General features: G+C 36.0%; 14 protein-coding genes. 8 read left to right on the forward strand and 6 right to left on the reverse strand.

The features are described 5' to 3' along the window. Positions 1-59 precede the first annotated feature (59 nt). The 7 genes from ACFW0C_RS06880 to ACFW0C_RS06910 all read left to right on the forward strand — a co-directional run bounded on the left by ACFW0C_RS06880 (position 60) and on the right by ACFW0C_RS06910 (position 8,704). The gene (locus tag ACFW0C_RS06880) at positions 60-3,488 is read left to right on the forward strand and encodes a pyruvate carboxylase (RefSeq protein ID WP_378106428.1); all 3,429 of its coding nucleotides are present in this window, start codon (positions 60-62) and stop codon (positions 3,486-3,488) included. Positions 3,489-3,618: 130 nt separating this feature from the next. Then, positions 3,619-3,942 carry a YlbG family protein gene (locus tag ACFW0C_RS06885; RefSeq protein ID WP_378106429.1) on the forward strand — a complete coding sequence of 108 codons (324 nt, stop codon included), beginning with the start codon at positions 3,619-3,621 and terminating at the stop codon, positions 3,940-3,942. A gap of 93 nt (positions 3,943-4,035) precedes the next feature. Beyond that, positions 4,036-4,872, forward strand: a complete 837-nt coding sequence (locus ACFW0C_RS06890) for an alpha/beta hydrolase (protein WP_378106431.1) — start codon at positions 4,036-4,038, stop codon at positions 4,870-4,872. A 419-nt stretch (positions 4,873-5,291) separates the two neighbouring features. Next, complete coding sequence (locus ACFW0C_RS06895) at positions 5,292-7,142, forward strand: heavy metal translocating P-type ATPase (RefSeq protein ID WP_378106433.1); 1,851 nt, start codon at positions 5,292-5,294, stop codon at positions 7,140-7,142. Positions 7,143-7,205: 63 nt separating this feature from the next. Further along, on the forward strand, positions 7,206-7,442 hold the full coding sequence (locus tag ACFW0C_RS06900) for a heavy-metal-associated domain-containing protein (RefSeq protein WP_016896718.1): 237 nt from the start codon (positions 7,206-7,208) through the stop codon (positions 7,440-7,442). Position 7,443: 1 nt separating this feature from the next. After that, complete coding sequence (locus ACFW0C_RS06905) at positions 7,444-7,995, forward strand: Dps family protein (RefSeq protein ID WP_378106435.1); 552 nt, start codon at positions 7,444-7,446, stop codon at positions 7,993-7,995. A 16-nt stretch (positions 7,996-8,011) separates the two neighbouring features. Beyond that, positions 8,012-8,704, forward strand: coding sequence for a Crp/Fnr family transcriptional regulator (locus ACFW0C_RS06910; protein WP_378106437.1), 693 nt, complete (start codon positions 8,012-8,014; stop codon positions 8,702-8,704). 313 nt (positions 8,705-9,017) lie between these two features. On the opposite strand, the gene ACFW0C_RS06915 is transcribed toward ACFW0C_RS06910, so the two are convergent. The 6 genes from ACFW0C_RS06915 to ACFW0C_RS06940 form a co-directional block, all read right to left on the reverse strand. Further along, positions 9,018-9,218: a hypothetical protein gene (locus tag ACFW0C_RS06915; protein ID WP_378106438.1), complete on the reverse strand. Its 201-nt coding sequence runs from the start codon at positions 9,216-9,218 to the stop codon at positions 9,018-9,020. After that, positions 9,215-9,592 (reverse strand): hypothetical protein, encoded by a 378-nt coding sequence (locus ACFW0C_RS06920; RefSeq protein ID WP_378106439.1) that lies wholly within the window; start codon positions 9,590-9,592, stop codon positions 9,215-9,217. Before ACFW0C_RS06920 ends, ACFW0C_RS06915 begins: the two co-directional genes overlap by 4 nt. Before the next feature lie 459 nt (positions 9,593-10,051). Then, on the reverse strand, positions 10,052-11,536 hold the full coding sequence (locus ACFW0C_RS06925; protein WP_378106440.1) for a glycoside hydrolase family 32 protein: 1,485 nt from the start codon (positions 11,534-11,536) through the stop codon (positions 10,052-10,054). 32 nt (positions 11,537-11,568) lie between these two features. Then, positions 11,569-12,996, reverse strand: a complete 1,428-nt coding sequence (locus ACFW0C_RS06930) for a sucrose-specific PTS transporter subunit IIBC (protein WP_378106442.1) — start codon at positions 12,994-12,996, stop codon at positions 11,569-11,571. A 163-nt stretch (positions 12,997-13,159) separates the two neighbouring features. Further along, complete coding sequence (locus ACFW0C_RS06935; RefSeq protein ID WP_378106443.1) at positions 13,160-14,137, reverse strand: LacI family DNA-binding transcriptional regulator; 978 nt, start codon at positions 14,135-14,137, stop codon at positions 13,160-13,162. Between the two features lie 919 nt (positions 14,138-15,056). After that, positions 15,057-15,716 (reverse strand): GNAT family N-acetyltransferase, encoded by a 660-nt coding sequence (locus ACFW0C_RS06940; protein ID WP_378106445.1) that lies wholly within the window; start codon positions 15,714-15,716, stop codon positions 15,057-15,059. Between the two features lie 214 nt (positions 15,717-15,930). Between ACFW0C_RS06940 and ACFW0C_RS06945 the strand changes: the two genes are divergently transcribed. Then, complete coding sequence (locus ACFW0C_RS06945) at positions 15,931-17,100, forward strand: acetyl-CoA carboxylase biotin carboxylase subunit family protein (protein ID WP_378106446.1); 1,170 nt, start codon at positions 15,931-15,933, stop codon at positions 17,098-17,100. The last annotated feature ends 33 nt before the right edge of the window (positions 17,101-17,133 follow it).

The following is a 17,133-nucleotide window of genomic DNA, read 5'->3' on the forward strand; positions in this document are numbered from 1 at the left end:
ATTGGCTAGTGGAAACAAGCGTCAAGAAATGAGAGACGTAAGAGAGGGAGTTACTATATATGATAAATAAAGTGTTAGTTGCGAACCGTGGGGAAATCGCAATCCGTATTTTCCGAGCGTGTTTTGAACTAGGCATTAATACTGTCGCAGTTTATTCGCAAGAGGATGAAGGATCAGTTCACCGTTTCAAGGCGGATGAGTCTTATTTATTGTCTAAGGATAAAAAAGCAGTTGAGGCTTATTTAGATATCGAGTCAATTATACAAATTGCTAAAGATGTGAATGCTGACGCGATTCACCCTGGTTACGGCTTCCTGTCTGAAAATACTGAATTTGCGCGTCGTTGTGAGGAAGAGGGCATCAAGTTTATCGGTCCTTCACACGAAATTTTAGATATGTTCGGGGATAAAGTAAAAGCTCGTGAAGCTGCTAAAAAAGCGAATATTCCGTTGATTCCAGGTTCTGATGGACCAGTTGAAAGTCTTGAAGAAGTGGTTGAATTTGGTAAAACTGCTGGTTACCCAATTATCATCAAAGCTGCCCTAGGTGGTGGTGGACGTGGTATGCGTGTAGTGCGTTCAGAAGATGAAGTAGCAGAACAATACCGTCTAGCGGTTTCTGAAGCGACTAAAGCTTTTGGTTCAGGTGAAGCCTACGTTGAGAAATATGTAGAAGGACCTAAACATATCGAAGTTCAAATTATGGCTGATGAGCAAGGAAACACTATGCATTTATGGGAACGTGACTGTTCAGTTCAACGTCGTCATCAGAAAGTGGTTGAGGTTGCCCCAACTGTAAACATGTCAATGGAATTACGTAACCGAATCTGTAATTCTGCCCGTGACTTCTTAGATTCAGTGGACTACGCTAATGCCGGAACTGTTGAGTTCTTACTAGATGGCGATGACTTCTACTTTATCGAAGTAAACCCTCGTGTCCAAGTAGAACATACAATTACAGAGCAAATCACTGGTGTGGACATTGTGCAAACGCAAATCCGTGTTGCTGCAGGCGAAAGCTTAAGTGAAATTGGTTTACCAGCACAAGAAGACTTACCATTAAATGGTTTTGCAATCCAATGTCGTGTAACGACAGAGGATCCAAATAACAACTTCTTCCCAGATACAGGTAAAATCAATACTTACCGTTCTCCAGGCGGTTTTGGTGTCCGTTTAGATGCGGGTAATGGTTTCCAAAATACGGTTGTTAGTCCATACTTTGACTCAATGATCGCTAAGTTAATCACTTACGGTACAGATTTCGAAGATACAGTAGCCAAAACCGACCGTGCCTTAAGAGAGTATCGTGTGCGTGGGGTTAAGAACAATATTCCGTTCTTACGTAACGTTGTAAACCATCCTGTCTTCCAAGCAGGTACTGCAAACACTGTATTCATCGATAATACACCTGAATTGTTTGATTTCCCTAAAGAACGTAACCGCGACCGTGGGAACAAAGTCTTACAATACATCGGGGACATCTCTGTAAATGGCTTCCCGGGTATTGAAAATGAAAAAGGGCACTTCGAGACCATCGCAACCCCTAAAATTGAGCTAGTAGACCGTAATGGCCTATCGGCTAAACAAATTTTAGACCGTGATGGCGCTAAGGGTGTTCAAGACTTCATTAAAAATTCAAATGACCTATTATTAACAGATACGACAATGCGTGATGCGCACCAATCGTTGATTGCGACTCGTATGCGTACGCGTGACATGGTGAAACCAGCTAAAGTGATGGAAGATGCTTTGCCAAACCTATTCTCTATGGAAGTTTGGGGTGGGGCGACATTTGATGCAGCCTTCCGTTTCTTAACTGAAGACCCTTGGAACCGTCTAGCGCAGTTGCGTGAAGCAATGCCGAATACCCTGCTACAAATGTTATTCCGTGGTTCAAATGCGGTAGGCTATACTTCATACCCAGATAACACGTTGAAAGCCTTTATCGACCAAGCTGCAGCTTCAGGAATTGACGTCTTCCGTGTGTTTGACTCATTAAACTGGACGAAACAAATTGAAAAACCAATTCAATATGTGAAAGATGCTGGTAAGATCGCTGAAGCGACAATGTGTTATACAGGTGATATCTTAAATCCAGAGCGTACTAAATATTCTCTAGACTACTATGTGAAGTTGGCTAAAGAGTTACAAGCGATGGGTGCAGATATTATTGCAGTGAAAGATATGGCTGGTTTATTAAAACCTCAAGCTGCTTATGCATTAATTTCAGAATTGAAAGACAATGTAGATGTGCCAATTCACTTGCATACGCATGATACTGCGGGCAACGGTATCTTAACTTATGCTGAAGCATCTCGTGCTGGTGTGGATATTGTTGATGTGGCATCTTCTGCCTTTGCTTCGACAACTTCACAACCATCTATGCAGTCACTATACTACGCTATGGAGTATAACGACCGTAAACCAAATATTCATGTACAGAACGCTGAGAAAATTAACCAATACTGGTTAGGTGTGCGTTCTTACTATGATGAGTTTACTTCAGGTTTAGAGGGTCCAGAAACTGAGATCTATGATACTGAAATGCCAGGTGGTCAATACACTAACTTACAACAACAAGCGAAATCTGTTGGGTTGGGTAGCCGCTGGAACGAAGTGAAAGAGATGTACCATGATGTGAACTTCTTATTCGGTGACATAGTTAAAGTTACCCCTTCATCTAAAGTAGTTGGAGACATGGCTTTATTCATGGTTCAAAATGATCTTTCAATTGAGAAATTCTATGCAGAAGGGAAAAAATACGACTTCCCTCAATCTGTGATTGATTTATTTAAAGGTAAAATTGGTCAACCAGAAGGCGGTTTCCCGCAAGATGTATCTGACATCATCTTAAAAGGCGAAAAAGCTTCTACTGATCGTCCAGGTGAACACTTAGCGCCAATTGATTTTGAAGCCACTCGCCAAGAATTGATTGAACGTTTAGGCGACGAAGATGTTGATGATAAAGATGTGTTATCTTACATCATGTACCCAGAAGTCTTTGTAGACTACCGTCATAAACTTGAGCGCTATTCTGACGTTTCAATCATCCCAACACCAAGCTTCTTCTATGGTATGAAGACTGGTGAAACAGTCAATGTTGAAATTCAAAAGGGTAAAGTCTTATACATCCGCTTGATTCAAATTGGTGAACTTGATGAAACTGGCCAACGAATTGTCTTCTTTGAATTAAACGGTCAATCTCGTGAAATTATTGTACGTGACGCTAATGCACAAACAACGGCAGCTGTTCGTCGTAAGGCTGATCATAGCAATAAAAATCATATTGCTGCAACCATGCCAGGTACAATCCTTGATGTTCAGGTGCAACAAGGTGATGAAATTGAAGAAGGTCAATTATTGTTAATTTCTGAAGCCATGAAGATGGAAACTACTTTGAAAGCACCGCGTAAGGCTGTTGTGAAAGAATTACTTGTTGCCAACGGCGATCAAGTAAATTCTGGTGACTTACTATTAGTCTTGGAATAAAATAAGAGGTGATAATAGCGGGCCAGCAAGTTTGGGCCCGTTATTTTGCCATATAAAGGTTTAAGGGTTACTGGCAGATGAATTCCTGTTATAATGAGATTAAAGCGAGTGATTAAAGGAAGTCGATAATATGAGTATTTATGATCAAGCACAGTCTCGACAAGCATTGATTGTGTGGATGTATTCAAATAAAAAAGTTAAACAGTTACAAAAGTACGGTTTCGTTTATTATGTGTCGCGGAAGATGAAGTATGCGGTTTTGTACACGGATGTGTCGGAAGCGGACCACATTCAAAAGAATCTTGAGAAGTTGCATTTCGTACGCAAGGTGGATGTATCTCCTAGACAGGCGATGGCGACGGATTATGCGACGGCCTTTGATACCTATGCGGCAGACTTGATGGCCAAGAAGGATTCGGATGATAAAGATCGTTTAAATGAACGGTACGCTTAATATATAATAAAATAGATAGTGAATGAAAGTTTGAAGGGACCTTGGGATTGAATGTGCCCAGGGTCCTTTTTCAATCTTTGGAGGAGAGTCAGTATGGAGTTTGCACCATTTTTCTATTTGGAACTGAAAGAACATATTTTAGATGTGCCTTATACCTTGGCTAAGCGGCGAATCCGTGTCCTCTTACCTAAGGACTATGAAGCGCATCCGGACAAGCATTATCCCGTTGTTTATATGCATGACGGGCAGAATGTATTTCATTCTAAGGAAGCTTTTTCGAAACACTCTTGGAAAACGATTCACGCAATCAAGCGGAATCCGGATTTACCAAGCATGATTATTGTCGGTATCGATAACGGTGAAGAAACGCGGACCTTGGAATACCTTCCGTGGACGCTCAAGGATGCCTACGATCCAAGACTATCTGGTCAAGGGGGACGAGGTGCTGAGTTTTCTGAGTTTGTGGTGACCATTGTCAAAGACTTTGTCGACAAACACTACCGGACTATACCAGACGCTGCCCACACGGCGATGGTAGGGTCTTCCTTTGGGGCGACTATTTCGACGTATCTTGGCGCTGCTTATAAGGACAAAATTGGTCGGTTAGGGATTTTTTCATTAACCAATTGGGCAGTTGCGCAAGATTTTGACCGGTTTATTGAGCGGGTGGATTTACCAAAAGATCAACGAATTTATATTGAATGTGGGACAGAAGAAGGGGACGAGGTAGATGAGATGATCATCGGTCCTAATACCGAGCAGGCTTACATTACCGACGCCATTAAATATAGCCAACAGGTGATGCAGGCAGGTGTGGCGCCGGAAAATGTGTCCTTGAATATTTTCTATGGCGATGAACATTCTGAAAAGTATTGGTCCAAACACCTACCAGATTGTTTACGTTTTATCAGTCAAGGTTGGCCATTATAAACTTTTATGATTTGGGTAATACTTGATAAGTCTTCTAAAAGAATTTAAACTGATCATTTATATCAATTTAGATAAATGACACTTTTCCAACTAAAAGTGTACTTTCTATGGCTTAATCGCATCTTGACGACGATGTCTTGGAAAATGTCTATTATCAAAAAACGAATACTGTAAATATCAATACCAGGGTTTACATAGTCAATTTAGTTATTTAACTAAATCGACCATGTAAACCCTCTTTTTTTTTGTGGAAAATTTGAGATGACTATTTTTTTGGATAATAATGAGTTTTGAAAAAATGATTAAAATAATAAATCTTAACTTTTTTTATACTATGTATATAAAATTGATGCGCATCAATTTTATATCTTTCAAAAATGAATACACTGTAGTTGTACAAAAGTATAGGAGGGATTTATATGCAACAGATTATTTTGAAACATAAAAATCATATTACGGTTATTAGTGGTTTGCTTATTATAATAGGTTTTATTGCACATTTCATTTTTACTAATACGGTTATCTTTAACAGTGCTTTTATCATTGCTTCCATATTTGGTGTTATGCCCATTGCGATACAGGCTTATCAGGCTATGAAAGTAAAAGTAGTGAGTATTGATGTTTTAGTAACGATAGCGGTTATTGGTGCTTTCTTTATTCAAAATTACGAAGAGTCAGCTATTGTTACTTTTTTATTTTTATTTGGATCATATTTAGAGCAGCGTACACTTAAGCAAACACGATCTGCGATTAAAGAGTTGACAGAAATGGCTCCAGAGACCGCTTTTAAGCAATTGAACGAGGGGCAATTTGAAGAAGTAGATATTGATGAAGTAGAGGAAGGAGATATTCTCTTAGTAAAAACTGGCGCTAAGATTCCAGTAGATGGTAGGGTAACTACTGGAAAGGGACATGTAAATGAGGCTAATATCACTGGCGAATCTTTACCTCTAAAGAAAGAAAAAGGTGACGAAGTATTTGCCGGTACCATTATGGATAATGGGACTATTCAAATAGTCGCTGATAGAATTGGGGAGGATTCTACATTTGGTCGAATTATTGAATTAGTAGAAGAGGCACAGGATTCTAAATCGGAAGCTGAGCGATTTATTGACCAGTTCTCTCGTTGGTATACACCTGTAGTACTTATTATTGGGTTATTAGTTTGGGTATTAACTAAAGATACGGCACTAGCAGTTACTGTATTAGTACTCGGTTGTCCAGGAGCCTTGGTCATTGGTGTACCAGTTTCAAACGTGGCGGGTATAGGAAATGGTGCAAAAAATGGTATTTTATTTAAAGGTTCTGAAGTGATTAGTCATTTTGCGAATGTAGATACAATCCTATTTGATAAAACAGGTACATTAACTGAAGGAAAGCCTGAAGTGGGCGAATTTGTTTACTATGGAAATAATCAAGAGGAGGATTTATCTCTATTATTCTCGGTTGAAAGGGAATCTGATCATCCCTTAGCAGTCGCTATTACGAATAAGTTAGCGCAATATAAACTACGACCTGTAGAGCGTACACAGGTTATAAAAGGTGGGGGCATAATTGCTCACGTTGATGGACACGTCGTTGCAGTAGGGAATAAACACTTAATGGAACAAGAAAGGATACCACTATCTGCTGATGTGCTTAAAAAATTAGATACATTAGAAAGAGACGGTAGTTCAATTGTATTAACAGCAGTTGATCATCAGTTAATGATTTTAATGGGAATCCGTGACCAGGTTCGACCAGGTGTTAAACAAGACCTACAAAAATTAAAATCACTTGGTGTTAAAAATCTCATTGTATTATCAGGGGATAATCAAGGTACTGTTAATTTAGTTAAAAAGGAGCTAGGATTAACCGAAGCCCATGGCGATATGCTGCCTGAGGACAAGCAAGCATTTTTAAAAGAAAGACAGTCTACTGGTGAAATTGTTGCTTTTATTGGTGATGGTGTGAACGATAGCCCCTCTCTAGCTACTGCAGAAGTAGGGATAGCTATGGGAAATGGAACAGATGTAGCCATTGAAAGTTCAGATATTGTTTTGATGAATTCCAATTTTAATCGTCTCCCCCATGCTTTAGGTTTAGCTAAAGGGACATATGCGAATATGCAACAAAATATTCTTATTGCTGTTGGTGTGGTGATAATATTACTCTTTAGTTTATTATTCAGTGAATGGATGTCTATGTCAATTGGTATGTTAGTTCACGAGGCAAGTATTTTGGTTGTTATTTTAAATGCAATGAGATTAAGAGGATATCAATTAAAATAATTGATCTGTATCAATTATTTTTAAAAAAATACCTTATATAATTTATTTAAAGGAGTGATAGATATGACAAAAGCAACATTAAAATTAGAAACATTAACTTGTCCATCATGTTTACAAAAAATTGAAAGTGGTTTAAAACAGACCGCTGGTGTAGAAAAGGATTCTGTAAAAGTACTGTTTAATGCAAGTAAGGTAAAGGTGGATTTCGATGAAGAACAAGTCAATTTGAGTACAATTGAAAACGCTATTGAAAACTTAGGATATTCCGTTATTAGTTCAAAAGTAAAGGAAGGTTTATAAAATGACAACAGTAAACGAAAGACAAGAAAAATTAGCTGCTGAACAAGCCTATAAAGAACACATTCACCATACCAAGATTAATGCTGCAGCTGTTACAGATCATGTACTGGCCAATATTCATACCTTACATGTAAAATTACATCAATATCACTGGTATGTAAAAGGGGCAAATTTCTATTCATTGCATGAGTTATTTGAAAAACTGTATAATGAGAATGAAACATGGTTTGATAAAATTGCAGAACGTTTACTAGCTTCGGGATTTAAGCCAGCATCAACAACTGCTAAATTTCAGCAATTTGCAATAATTTCTGAAGATCCGTCTGAAAAATATTATTCTGCTGAAGAAATGGTCTTACAGTTAGTAGAAGATTTTAGAACTAATCGTGAATTTACCGTTCGTGCATTGCGTTTAGCTCAAGAAGAAGCAGATGATGCGTTAGAGGATTTACTAATTAGTTATAAAGATTATTTAGATGTAAATATTTGGCAACTTCAAGCCTTTGTTAATAAGGATGCGTTAGAAGACGATGATTATATAGATAACGATTAATTAGGAGGAAAGTTGTATGGCACACCATCATCACCATAGTCATGTAGATTGTATACGGTTAGTACCAATTTTTAACCACCTAAACGAAGAACAAATGAGTTTAATTGCACAATCAGCGCATGAAGTACATTATGCAAAGAATGCGTTGTTATTTGGAAATGGTGATAAAGATGACACATTATATATCGTAAATAATGGACGTGTACGTATTTATAACTTAACTGAATCCGGTCGTGAACAAACGGTACGCATACTAAATCCTGGTGATTTTATGGGCGAAGTGGCTATTTTTCAAACTGAAAGTTACCATTCCAATTATGCTGAAGCAATATCAGAAGTAAGCATATGTAGAATCCATAAAAAAGATATGGATAACTATCTAGACGCTTACCCAGAAATTATGAGACGAATACTTTCAGATGTTACGAAACGTTTACAGGTATCAGAAAAGCAAACGATGCAGGTTGGTATGGAGCAGGTAGAGTCTCGTATTATTAATTTTCTAGCAGAATATGTTGAAGATGAGAAAAACCATACTTATGTGACATTACCAATGTCAAAAAAGGAGCTAGCTTCTTATTTGGGTACAACACCTGAAACAATAAGTCGGAAGTTCTCTTCGTTAGAGGATAAAGGCTTAATTAAACAACATACGCATAAATATATTGAAATATTTGATCTAGATGAATTATTATTTGCATCGAGTTAAAGTGATCGCTATCAAAAAATAGAATTAATAAGGGAAATTAATATAGTGCTTTTATTTGTAAAATAGTTAGTAATAAGGAATACTAGTTACTCATGAAACACTAAAAGGAATAACTTTTTAGAAATTCTAGGAATATGATTAAAGTGTCTAAAGAAACCGTAAGAGAATAATACTCTCACGGTTTTTTTCTCTACAATAGTATCAGTTTTCAAGAAAGTCCTTAATAGTCTTTCTATTCCTAGTTCATCAATATGAATGTGATAAGGCATTAGGGCATTATAAAAGAATATGAACTAACATCAACCTACTTAGTCTAAAGGCCAGTACTTTTCTTATTAGTAGCATTTTTTTCTTCAAGAACTACGCTAACTAAATTTGAAACCACGTATTGAATGAGTTGTTTGACTTTTCGGGTGAATTCTTCACTTGAGACATAGCTGATTAATTGTTTAGAAATGATTGCTATAATAGCTTTCCCAGCTTTCACAGCAAATTCTGAAAGTTTATTTTTCATTTCTTAGCCTCCTTTTTTAAGTCTCTCAGGATTTTCTTCAAGAATCTGTTCTTAGTATTTTTTTCCAAAAATTCATAGGCAGACAAAGTGAGTTCTTTTTCAGTAAGGTTATCACTTAGTTCAACTTTTGATTTTAGATTATAGTAAAGTGCCTTTGGTTTTAGATCAATCTCTTGTTTAAACTCACTTATTTTGTTATCAATCTCTTGATTTATTTGATAATCGATGTCATTTAGAAAATTATCACTTGGTAGAGAGGACTTGTAGGAACTAATTTCATTTTGAATATTATCGCGAAGTATTACGGCATTCTCGTCTTTAAATTCATCTACTCTTGCAAGAACGTTACCTATTACTGTGTTATTTTCTTCCATGATACAACCCCCATTTTTAGTCGTTTATTTTATAAGTTCTTATTTCTTTTATTATAGTTGAAAAGTTATAGGGAGAGTAGCGAAAAAAGAAGAATTAATCGTTAAACTTACAACTAATCAAAAGAATAATAATAAAGATTAGGAACACTAATAGGATTAGCGGGATTAAGAGAAATTAATGGAACTTGGTAAACAGTATAAAATATTTTATTTAGAATCATCTGTAACCAGATGAAAACTCTACTCAATCGAACTATAAGAATAAATGACTCTTAAAAGTAGCAAAGTAATAAACAACCCCTCTAGAAAACTAGAGGGGTTTCGTATTGGCTAAATTAATAGCATGCTATATCTTTAAAGTGTGACTTTATTTCCTTTTTTTAATCCTAAATGACCGGAACAAATAAAATCAATTAAAGCCTCCTTGATATATTATATTTGTCCTAGTTGATCCTCCCTTTATCCAATTTCCCATTGAGTTGCTGTTACAATTGCATGTCCTTTTGCATAGAACTGTATTTGATTTTGATCTACTTGTGAATAAAGACGCGACGTAAAGACTTCTAAACCATCATTCACAAATATTTCGACGGAGGACTCATCCATAAACAATTGAATCTGTAGTTCTTCTTCAGAAAAATCGCATTTCCTTAAAGTTCCAAATTCAGCAGTTGATGTTTCACCAGATTGCCCCCGATCAAAAACTAATTTTTTTTCTACTCGGTCATAGTAGAAATTGGTTACTTCCTTGTCGCCCATTCGAAAACTTAGACCTACATATTGTCCAGTTATATTAGTAAAAGATGCTTGGAGTTCGTAAGTTCTAGCAGAAAATTGATTAACAATTACTACTTCGTTTTCTAACTCTATTTCTACTGTATTTTTCTTCCCACGTAGTAAAGCTAGTTCAGGTACAGGTTTCTGATAAATTTTCCCGTTTTTTAAACTGATTTCACGCAAAATTGTTAAACAGTGAGCCCATCCAAATTCATCTGTAACACAATCGACACCAGGAAGACCTAACCATCCAACTAACAATTGACGTCCATTTGGATCAGTCATTGTTTGAGGCGCGTAAAAATCAAAACCTCTATCTAATTCTGTGAAGTCCTCAGTTACATGAAAAACCCCTTTAGTAAAATCAAGGGGATTTCCTAATAAATAACCAGATTGATAAATATTTTGATATTTATCTCCTTTCTCGGTCATCCCTTGAGGTGAAAATAAGAGAACCCCATGATTGTCTAACTCAAAATAGTCTGGACATTCCCACATAAATCCTTGATTTTCTGAAGTAATATTCCCTTTTAATTCTATTGCTTGTTGATACGTCCATTTTTCTAAATCATCTGAAACATAGTAAACAATTGCTCCTTCATGATTACTTGTTTCTGCTCCGATAATACAGTAATAGTAACCATTTTGTTCAATAATTTTAGGGTCTCTGAAGTTATCCGTGTATCCTTCGGGTGAATCTATAATCAACGGTTTTTGAGATTTCTTGATGTTGTTATCTTTGCCCATTACTGCATGACATTGATAAGGAATTCGCTTCCAATTTTCTGTTCGAGTGTTGCCTGTATAGAACAAATGTAATTGGTCATCTTTCACGAATCCTGTACCTGAGAAGACACCATGGCTATCGTATTTAGTATCGGGGCTCAATGCAATACCTTTATCTTCCCAATCAACCAAATTATTAGAAACCATGTGATACCAGTACTTCACGCCATGCACTGGACCTAGAGGAAACCACTGATAAAATAAGTGATACTGGCCGTTATAATAGCTAAAGCCGTTTGGATCATTTAATAACCCTGTTTTAGGTTGAATATGAAAAGTTTGTCGATAAGGTCCCTCATCAACTTTTTTTCTCAATTCTGTCATATAAGCGCTAGAAACATCATCAATCTTTTTGTAACGCTCTTTTTTTGTCCATTCCATTTATAAAATCCCTCACAATTTCCTTTTTTAATTTATTTTTTTATCTTATTGGTTTTCGCAAATAGTATTGTAAAAATAAACGTTACAATAAAAGCTATTCCTAATGAAATTAAATATTGAATCATCGATTGTGGTCGAATGACAATCACTCCTGGTAGACCAGCGGGCCCTTGTGATAAGGATAAAACATTCATCCATGTAGCGTAAGCTGCTCCTGTTGCTGATCCAATAAGGGCTGCAATAAAAGGATATTTGAGTTTCAAATTGACACCAAAAACAGCGGGTTCAGTAATCCCTAGTAAAGCTGATACGCCTGCCGCTGAAGCAATGGATTTCATTTTAATATCTTTTTTAAATAGGTTAAACACTGCTAAAGCAGCAGCACCTTGTGCCACATTGGAAGCAGCTACAACTGCAAAAGTTGGTGAACCTCCAAGTGTTTCAATATTAGCCAAGATTTGCATTTCAGAAGTAACCAAACTATGGTGCATACCTGTAATGACAAGTAATGGATATACAACTCCATAAATGGCTCCTCCTATAGGTCCTAACTCAAAGAATAACCACATTACACCGTTAGTCATCCAATCTCCGACTACTCTCATGACAGGACCAATAGCTACAAAAGTAAAAGTTGCTGTAAGTAACACTGCAAGTAAAGGTGTAACGATGTTGTCTAACATCATTGGAATAAATTTCTGCAATAATTTTTCTATTTTAGCTAAAACAAAAGCAGCTCCAATTACAGGTAAGACTGTACCTTGATAACCTACTTTAGCGATTTCAAAACCTAAAATATTCCATACCGGTAAATTATTATCCAGTAATGCTTGACCATAATCATAACCATTTAATAAGTCGGGATGAATCATTAATGCACCAATAACCGCACCTAAAACAGGGGTCGCACCAAAAGTTTGAGCCGCGTAAAATCCAATCAGGACAGGGAGAAATACAAATGCAGTATTAGAGAAGAGATTAATCATTTCTGCTAAATCTGAAAATTGTGGGTAAGCCTCGATTATTGTCTGATTAGGAATAAATAAACCTTCGGCTGTTAATAAATTATTTAATCCCATTAATAATCCCGAAGCCACTAAAGCTGGTAAAATTGGCACAAATACATCTGCTAGCGCTTTCAAAATTTGTTGTATAATATTCAATTTTGTTGAAGCTATTTCTTTCAATTCATCTTTACCTATTTCAGATAGATTAGTTTGATTTAAAAACTCTTGATAGACCTTGTTTACTAATCCAGTGCCTAAAATTATTTGAAATTGTCCACCATTATTAAATGAACCTTTAACACCGTCAATTTCAGAGATAGTATCTGTGGCTATAAGACTGTCGTTTTTCAAAACTATCCGCAATCTAGTAGAACAATGGGCAGCTGAAACAATATTTTCCACTCCACCAACTCCAAGAATAATATCTGTTGCTATCTTTTTACTATCTAACATATTTACTATACACCTCCATAAGATTTTAAAAATGAAACGTTTCATTTTTAAAATATAAACAAAAAAAAACAAGTTGTCAATTATTTTTGGCCTTATAAATTATGGGGCTGATGGAGAAGCCCCTTTTTTAAAGGAATGAAAACTTGTTTTATATATAATAAATCTAATCTCTAGTTGTTGTTCCGGGTTGATATGTTATTGGTAAAATTGTTTGTAAACGAACTTCTTTTTTTTCAATAATTTTGAATAGACACTTCACTGCTTCAGCTGCAATTTCTGGAACTGATTGTCGGATGCTAGAAAGATATATTGGACTATTATTAGATTGTTTACTGCCATCAAAACCAATAACTTGGATATCTTCTGGGACTCTTTTGCCGTTCTGGTGAAGTAAATCAATAACTTCCATAGCTTGTTCATCTGTTACCACAAATATTCCATCTGTTTCATTATTTATTATTTGTTCTTGAACAAATAAAGATAATTGTTCTCGAAACTCTCGATGATGTCCTTCATAATAAAAACTTTTCCAATCAATCTTATTAGTTTTACAGTAATCCTGAAAACCACGATAACGATCTCTTGTAGAATTTTCATAAATTGAACCATAGCCAATAAACGCCAATTTAGTTGCGCCAGCTAGCTGTAATTTTTCAGCAGCTAATTTACCTCCCATAAAATTATCACTCATAATTGTTGGTATTTTTTCGGAAAAATAACGATCTATACTTACAACTGGTAGTTCACTAGAAATATAGGCATCTACATTACTATAAGATAAGGTAATTAAGCCATCAATTTTATTTTGACGTGCCATTGTAATATAGGCAACTTCATTTTCATAATTATTTATAGTGTTGCATAACACTAATTTAGTTTGATAATATCTTAATTCTGTTTCAATATAAAATGCTAGTTCACTAAAGAAAGGATTCCAAATAGTTGGTATAAGTAAGGCAATTGTATGTGTTCTATTTGTTCTTAATCCAGTAGCATATATATTTTTCTCATAGTTTAACTCTTTGATTGCTTCTTCAATTGCTATTTTTGTTTTTTCTTTTAGCTTACCACCGTTCAAATATTTTGAAACACTTCCAACAGATACATTTGCTAACCTTGCAACATCTTTAATTGAAGCCATGTTTATCTCCTTCGCACTAAATTTATACAATTAACAATACCATTATTATATAAATCGCTCAATTAAGTTATAAGTAGATAAAATATTTAACTATACACGCAGATAGACGCCTCCTAAATCTTGCAGATAAGATTTTATTTTACTTTTACACCAAATTTTTAATGAGTGTCATAAGTCATCATCATATTGCGTTTTAAAATTTTATATGAAAGAAGATTATAATGAAATACGGATATACACGTGGAAGTAGGACACAACAACAGTTAACCTCTCAAATTCCAATGCTAGAAACAGAACACGGCGAAAAATATATGCAAATAAATGATTTAGACATAATCATCATTCAAAATTTACGGATTTACTTATTCAATTGCATCCTCAGCATATTTTAGTGGTTAAGAAAGTTGATTAGCCAGGTGTATAAAGGAAGCTTGGAAGGTTATAGAATGCCTTTTCATTTAAAAACTTGATATTCATATTTTAAATCTTGTATTTATTGAAAGTTCATCAACTGGACGTTAAAACTTCACTGTCTTTAGTGCTTTTGAAGATTGCTAACGAGATTTAATTGTAGAACGAACAAATAAAGGTAAGCAAATTGCGATGTAAAATCTTAATTTAAGGGGGGTTTCTTTATAATATATGCAACAACAAATAGCACATGTTTTCCAATTATTGGAAAACATGTGCTATTTGTTCTTTTATGTCACTAAATTTGATGTAGGTACCCGATGTTGTCGAGTCCGTGGCTAGAGCATGACATCGGTAATATAAGTACACGTATTGTAGATATATTAAGTGATCGAGGAAAGTTCATCTGCTAAATTATTTCCTTGCCTATCCATTGCAGATAAGTAACTATGTAAAAGAGGTATGGTATAAGATGTTTACGCCATATTTGAAAAGTATTCCAGTATTGTTATTGATTATCATAGATGAAGAATTCAAAAGGTTCAGTACTATTTGAACCATCAAATTGTTCGAATAAACCTGATTGATCAAATGATAAACTACCTGCACGATGCATTCCTTTGTAATCATAGAAAGGATAATTACATGAAGAGTCAGTGAATAGGTAGTAATTTGCCACATTTTTTGCTTCAAAATAATCTTTAGCGGCTTGGAATAATTTGCTGCCGATTCCTAGACCTTGGAAATTTGGATCCATAATAAATAAGACGATGCGACCATCATAGGCGGTACTTGCTTGCGCTTTTTCTAGTAATTTTGCATCGTATTCATTTTCTATTATCATTCGGTCATAAAAATAGTCGGCAATTTCCTGACCTTGTGCGTGGATAGTTGCAGCTGATTCAGCTGTTGACCGCATTAACATTCGTCCGTATTTAGGCTCTGAATCTGCGGATACTAAAATAACACCAGCAATCTGGTCGTCAACTTCCGCAACGGTTGCCATTGATGCATCACTCAACGAGCTGTTTAAGTTTAAGTCAACGTAAGCATCAGTTGCTTCTGGGTATGCTTCATAGTCTGATTTAAACCAAGCGCCTCGGTTTAATGCGTGTATTGCTGGATAGTCTGCAGCTTGGGCAGATCTTAAAATAACTTCTTGTGTCATAAAACACCTCCACTTTCCATTCTAACCGATGGCCATATTAAGTTCAAATGATACAGAGTGACCGCTATGCGGGGCTTTAAGAGGGGGAATGAATACGTTTCCTATAACTTAGATGCGATTGCTTTTAGTCCGATTACCGCTTATAATGAATGAGAGATTCTAATCAAAAATTAATATAATATACAAGCAAAAGACCTTGAGCGGAGGAACTTACATGAATTTCATTGTGACATCACCTTTTTATCCAGAGAATTTTCAATTATTTACTAACCGGTTAAAGCAGCAAGGATTTAATGTGCTTGGCATCGGTCAAGAACCTTATGACCAATTACCCCAATCTTTAAAAGATGATTTGACTGAATATTACAAAGTCAACGACTTAGAAAATACTGAAGAAGTTAAAAAAGCTGTTGCTTACTTATTTTTCAAGCACGGGAAAATTGACCGCATTGAGTCGCAAAATGAACATTGGTTGAATTTGGAAGCTGAGATTCGTGAACAGTTTAATATTCCTGGCAACAAGCCAAAAGATTTGCGCAAGGTTAAATTTAAGTCTGAAATGAAGAAATTATTCGCCAAGGCGGGAGTGCCAGCGGTTCCAGGAAAAGTGGCCAATAAAAAGGGTACCGTCAACCGAATCGTCAAGGAACTGGGACTTCCATTAGTAGCCAAACCCAATTCAGGTGTGGGTTCATCAGGTACCTACAAGTTAAAAGACCAAGACGCGGTCTACAAATTTTTAGAGGAGTGGGACGAGAAAGATGCCTACTTCTTTGAACCTTATATAGAGGACGGGAAGTTATTGTCGTATGACGGTTTAATCGACCAAAACGGGGATATTGTCTTTGAAACAAGCTTGTATTATCGCGACCCAACTTTGGAGGTATTAAAATACCAGTTAGACTATGGTTATATTATCCAAAAGGAAATTCCGGAAAAATTACGTGCCTATGGTCAAGCAATCGTCAAACAATTTGGCATGAAGGAACGGTTTTTCCATATTGAATTCTTTAAAAATGGGGACGATTATCTAGTGGTTGAATATAATAACCGGGTTGCGGGCGGTTATGCTATTGATATGTATAACTATGCCAATCATGTAGATTTATTCCGTCAATTTGCCCGTATTGTGGACGGTCAACCTTTTGAAACGTCGACTGAGCCTGCTCGTTACTGCGTGGCTATTACCCACCGTGATCAAAATACTTATGCCCACGATGAGGCGGCTTTGCGCAGTCATTACGGCGACCGATTTGTCTTCTCAAAACGTTTACCAGACGCTTTTGCGGCCTTACAAGGTAACCAATTCTATGGTATTTTAGCGGATACAGAAGCGGAAATTGAAGAAATTTTCCACTACGTCCACCAACATAAAGAAGGTTAGCTTTACACTGGTTGTCATTTTACCCAAAACTGG

This window comes from Aerococcus sp. NPDC058936, from assembly GCF_042741995.1.
In the GTDB taxonomy this organism is placed as follows: domain Bacteria; phylum Bacillota; class Bacilli; order Lactobacillales; family Aerococcaceae; genus Aerococcus.

What these genes read in the sequence shown, in the direction of transcription:
- ACFW0C_RS06880 (WP_378106428.1), top strand. Translation starts at nt 60, where the DNA reads ATGATAAATAAAGTGTTAGTTGCGAACCGTGGGGAAATCGCAATCCGT.
- ACFW0C_RS06885 (WP_378106429.1), top strand. Translation starts at nt 3,619, where the DNA reads ATGAGTATTTATGATCAAGCACAGTCTCGACAAGCATTGATTGTGTGG.
- ACFW0C_RS06890 (WP_378106431.1), top strand. Translation starts at nt 4,036, where the DNA reads ATGGAGTTTGCACCATTTTTCTATTTGGAACTGAAAGAACATATTTTA.
- ACFW0C_RS06895 (WP_378106433.1), top strand. Translation starts at nt 5,292, where the DNA reads ATGCAACAGATTATTTTGAAACATAAAAATCATATTACGGTTATTAGT.
- ACFW0C_RS06900 (WP_016896718.1), top strand. Translation starts at nt 7,206, where the DNA reads ATGACAAAAGCAACATTAAAATTAGAAACATTAACTTGTCCATCATGT.
- ACFW0C_RS06905 (WP_378106435.1), top strand. Translation starts at nt 7,444, where the DNA reads ATGACAACAGTAAACGAAAGACAAGAAAAATTAGCTGCTGAACAAGCC.
- ACFW0C_RS06910 (WP_378106437.1), top strand. Translation starts at nt 8,012, where the DNA reads ATGGCACACCATCATCACCATAGTCATGTAGATTGTATACGGTTAGTA.
- ACFW0C_RS06915 (WP_378106438.1), bottom strand. Translation starts at nt 9,218, where the DNA reads ATGAAAAATAAACTTTCAGAATTTGCTGTGAAAGCTGGGAAAGCTATT.
- ACFW0C_RS06920 (WP_378106439.1), bottom strand. Translation starts at nt 9,592, where the DNA reads ATGGAAGAAAATAACACAGTAATAGGTAACGTTCTTGCAAGAGTAGAT.
- ACFW0C_RS06925 (WP_378106440.1), bottom strand. Translation starts at nt 11,536, where the DNA reads ATGGAATGGACAAAAAAAGAGCGTTACAAAAAGATTGATGATGTTTCT.
- ACFW0C_RS06930 (WP_378106442.1), bottom strand. Translation starts at nt 12,996, where the DNA reads ATGTTAGATAGTAAAAAGATAGCAACAGATATTATTCTTGGAGTTGGT.
- ACFW0C_RS06935 (WP_378106443.1), bottom strand. Translation starts at nt 14,137, where the DNA reads ATGGCTTCAATTAAAGATGTTGCAAGGTTAGCAAATGTATCTGTTGGA.
- ACFW0C_RS06940 (WP_378106445.1), bottom strand. Translation starts at nt 15,716, where the DNA reads ATGACACAAGAAGTTATTTTAAGATCTGCCCAAGCTGCAGACTATCCA.
- ACFW0C_RS06945 (WP_378106446.1), top strand. Translation starts at nt 15,931, where the DNA reads ATGAATTTCATTGTGACATCACCTTTTTATCCAGAGAATTTTCAATTA.